Origin of the sequence: uncultured Caballeronia sp. (assembly GCF_964243625.1) — a bacterium.
Taxonomy (GTDB): domain Bacteria; phylum Pseudomonadota; class Gammaproteobacteria; order Burkholderiales; family Burkholderiaceae; genus Caballeronia.
Genome location: NZ_CAXTGZ010000576.1, coordinates 1 through 3,810 on the forward strand (window position 1 = coordinate 1; position 3,810 = coordinate 3,810).

The following is a 3,810-nucleotide window of genomic DNA, read 5'->3' on the forward strand; positions in this document are numbered from 1 at the left end:
GACGCCGAGATCATGTTGACCATTTCCTGCACCGGATCGACGTTCGGCATGGTCACGTAGCCGTCCGGGTTGGCCGCAGGATTGGTCGGGTCGTAGCTGGTTTTCATGGGCGTCGGATCATCGATCACGCCCGTGACTTGGACGCCGCCCACTTGCTGGCCGGAGGCCGTGCGCGCGCCGCCGAGCGGGTCGACCGCGAACACGACCTGCTTCGCCTTGTACGGCTGGCCGTCCGGGCCGGTCGTGCTATCCGCGTTCGCCAGGTTCGACGCCGTCACGTTCAGGCGCTGCGCCTGAGCTGACATGGCCGAACCGGCTACGTTGAAAATGTTCATTAAAGAAGGCATGGCCTGTCCTCGTGGGGTTTTCTAACGCCTAGTTAGACGTAATGGCCGAGATCATTCCCTTGATCTGCGACGAGATCACCGTCATGCCGGCTTCGAAGTGCAGGGCGTTATCGGCGAATTGCACGCGCTCGGAGTCCATGTCGACCGTGTTCCCGTCCAGCGACGGCTGGCTCGGAATCCGGTAGGCGAGCTTGCCGTAGTCGTCGGTGCTGCCGCCGCTTGACGTCAGCGTCGACGAACCCGTCATATGTCCCGGCGATGTCACCGCCAACCCCGCACTCGTCGACACGCTCACGGGCTGCGCCATGCGCAACGTCGCGCTTCCCGATGCCGACGTACCCGACGCGTCACCCGTCTTTTTCAGCGCGCCGGCGAGGGCGCTGGAGAAATCGACGTCGCGCGCCTTGTAGCCGGGGGTATCGGCGTTCGCAATATTCGACGACAGCAGTTCCTGCCGATACGCCCGTACATCGAGCGCTTCGCGGCCAAACGCAAATTCCTGGTCGAGCTTGTCAAGCATCACGGTTCTCCTTCGGCTTTCCGGGTCTTCGGTCTCTGCGCTGCATGGCATCGAAGACTTTTTGGCATGAGACGAATCTTAGGAGCGGGACGCAAGATGCAATCAGACGAATAGCAGGGAAAGGCGGCCTCTATTCGACGGTTGCCTTTCGCCGCCAATATCTAGAATTCGTCTCGTAGGTTGATATCGGGTTGATATCGATCGGATTTATCTGGATTTGCCTGGGAGAAACGCAATGCACAGCTTCGCTGCGCCCGACCGTCAGACGGCCACGCGCCGCCCGCAGACGGACGGCTCGACGAGCGATACCGCGTGGCGGCTGAACGCCGTTGCGTGCGGACTGGCACTGGCGTTTGCCGCGATGCCCGCTCACGCACAGGAAAATGGCGGCGCCATCATGATCTCGGGCCCGGGCGAGACAAATCCGGCTGCGGTCGTCGCGATGGCAAAGAACGCCGGCATGAATGTGACTGCGGCGCCGGGCGCGCAGCAACAGCCCGTCGCGCAACCAATGGGAACACCGGGCCCGCGTGGTTACGCCCGCGCCGTGAACGGCGCCAACGCCGCCATGCGTGCAGCAGCGCTTGCACTTGATGCCCGCGCCGACGCCGCCGATGCGTCTTCCTCTTCGGGCGATTCGAGCGGCATGATTGTGATCCCGGGGAATGGCGAGGCAAAACCCGCGCAACCCAGACTGGCGATGACGCCGAGCCAGAGCATGGCCCAAAGCACGTCCCAAAGCACGTCCCCAAGCGCGCCGCAAGGCCTGCCAGCCAGCGGCATGATCGAGATTCCCGGCAACGGCGAACCGTCCGCGCACGCTGCTATTAGTAATAGTGCGGCGGCGCCCCGGCCGATCCAGAAGGTGGCGGTATCGGCGAGAGATGTGACGCCGGTGATCGTCCAGGCCGACGATGCCGCGAAGCAGGACGCCGTGGTGCCGAACCGTATCGCCACGCGCGGTTTTCAGGCACGGCCGATTGCCGCCGCGCCTGCCGTGCCGGTTACGGGCGGGATGATGGCTGTATCGATGCGTCCGGCCGCGCCCATCCGCGTCCCGCTCGCACCCGCCGCTGCAACGCCTCAAGGCGCGCAACCCTCGCAGGATGGCGACTCCATCCGTGCCGCCGCGCTTGCGTTCCTGCAGCAGGAAGCCGCCGGATTACCCGGCAAAGCCGATATCACCGTGACGCCCGTGTTCCCGCGGGGCCTCGCTCCCTGCTCCACGCTCGAACCATTCATGCCGCCAGGCGCGCGACTCTGGGGCCGCACCACAGTTGGCGTGCGCTGCACGGGCGAGCGGCCGTGGACGCTTTATCTGCAAGCGCGGGTCTCGCTGCAGGCAACTTACTATCTGGCCGCCCGCGCCATGGTGCCCGGCGAAGTGCTGAGCGCCGCCGACCTGACCGCCCGCGATGGCGACATTACGTCGATGCCGCAAGCCATCGTCACCGATCCGTCGCAGGCCATCGGCGCGGTGACCTTGTCGCGGATCGTCGCCGGCTTGCCGCTGCGCACCGACATGCTGCGCGGCGCCAGTTCGGTCGCAATTGGATCGTCGGTGCATGTGGTGACGAGCGGCGCCGGGTTTTCGATATCCGCGGAAGGCAGCGCCATGAACAACGCCGCGCCCGGCCAGCAAGTTCGTGTGAAAACGGCTGGGGGACAGATCATTACGGGCATTGTGAAGGACAGTTCGACGGTCGAAGTCCAGTTGTAAAAGCCGGGCTTGAGCGGCTTATGTGGGGTAACCCTCACTTGTTGCACTTTGTTTCAATTAGCTGGAAGCCTTGTGGGATAAGGCGTTCCAGCCGATGTAACCCGGCAGCGGGTGGTCCGGCAGGCGCAAGGGGTTAAGTTTTTACACCGCTTCGCCGATAAAAGGATCACATCGTCAGGGAAGACCATCGTGAAAATCGATTCCAGCAACACCAGCCAGATCGCAGCATTGCAGGAAGCTGCGCAACAACGTGCGGCGCAAGCCGAATCGCAAACGCCGGGCACCACCAACGGACCTCAGGCCACCACCAGCGTCACGGGCGGCTCGAATTCCACGGTGAGCTTGTCGGCTTTGTCGACGGATTTGCGTACGTCGAGCAGCGCCGACATCGACACGGCGAAAGTCGCGGCGATCAAGGCATCGATCGCGGACGGCAGCTACAAGGCCGATTCGAGCAAGATCGCCGACGGCATCTTGTCCAGCGCGAGCGAGTTGTTGAAGACGCAATCCCCGCCGACCGGCGGCTGAGCACGACGTCGCTTTACAGGCGGCGACGCAGCGCCGGGCGGCTTTATTGACCTTGGCACCGCCATTTGGCGCGGGCCGGAGTTTTTAGCGAGTCGCCCATGAAAGACGCTTTGCTTGCCACCGTTACGGAAGAAATCGCCGCTGTAGAGGCGTTTGAATCGCTGCTTGCCTACGAAGAGAGGGCGCTCACGGCTGCATCGCCGCTTGAGACGCTGCCTTCGATCATCGAACAAAAGGTTGCGTTGACCGGGCAGATCGCCGTGCTCGAACGCCGGCGCGATGAGCAGCTCGGCGCGCTGGGCCTGGCCGCGGGGTTTGCGGGCATGGAACAAGCCGTTATTGGCGATGAAGCCTTGATTGCCCGCTGGCAGGAATTGCTGGACGTGGCCGGGCGGGCGAAGCGCAGTAATAACAATAACGGCGTGCTGATCCGTACTCGCATGGAGTACAACCGGACGGCGCTGGCGGCGCTGACCATTGCGCCAGTGAAGTCGGCGTTTTATGGGCCGGATGGGCGGGTGCCGGGGGTGCTGGGGTTGTAAGGCGCTGGCGCTTGAGTAGGGGGTGTTTTGTGGTCGGGGTTGGTACTGGGTTGTTGCTCTTTAGGTCTTCGCGCGTTCCGTACTGGCTGTTCTTTTTCGCACTATTAGCCACTGTGCGTGGCGGCACTTCATTTCTTTTTCCAACGGCGAAAA

At 63.3% G+C, this 3,810-nt stretch carries 5 protein-coding genes; 3 read left to right on the plus strand and 2 right to left on the minus strand.

Annotation, left to right across the window (positions count from 1 at the left end; all coding sequences use genetic code 11):
• Nucleotides 1–347: flagellar basal body rod protein FlgC (gene flgC / locus ACFFAR_RS27335; RefSeq protein ID WP_375508834.1), on the minus strand; the 347-nt coding region annotated here is incomplete at its 3' end.
• 28 nt (nt 348–375) lie between these two features.
• Nucleotides 376–867 carry a flagellar basal body rod protein FlgB gene (gene flgB / locus ACFFAR_RS27340; protein WP_174363303.1) on the minus strand — a complete coding sequence of 164 codons (492 nt, stop codon included), beginning with the start codon at nt 865–867 and terminating at the stop codon, nt 376–378.
• 235 nt (nt 868–1,102) lie between these two features.
• On the opposite strand from flgB, the gene flgA reads away from it, so the two are divergent.
• The 3 genes from flgA to ACFFAR_RS27355 all read left to right on the plus strand — a co-directional run bounded on the left by flgA (nt 1,103) and on the right by ACFFAR_RS27355 (nt 3,657).
• Nucleotides 1,103–2,587, plus strand: coding sequence for a flagellar basal body P-ring formation chaperone FlgA (gene flgA / locus ACFFAR_RS27345; RefSeq protein WP_174363302.1), 1,485 nt, complete (start codon nt 1,103–1,105; stop codon nt 2,585–2,587).
• A 189-nt stretch (nt 2,588–2,776) separates the two neighbouring features.
• Nucleotides 2,777–3,115: a flagellar biosynthesis anti-sigma factor FlgM gene (flgM, locus tag ACFFAR_RS27350; RefSeq protein ID WP_062000642.1), complete on the plus strand. Its 339-nt coding sequence runs from the start codon at nt 2,777–2,779 to the stop codon at nt 3,113–3,115.
• A gap of 98 nt (nt 3,116–3,213) precedes the next feature.
• On the plus strand, nt 3,214–3,657 hold the full coding sequence (locus tag ACFFAR_RS27355) for a flagella synthesis protein FlgN (protein WP_062000643.1): 444 nt from the start codon (nt 3,214–3,216) through the stop codon (nt 3,655–3,657).
• Nucleotides 3,658–3,810: the final 153 nt, after the last annotated feature.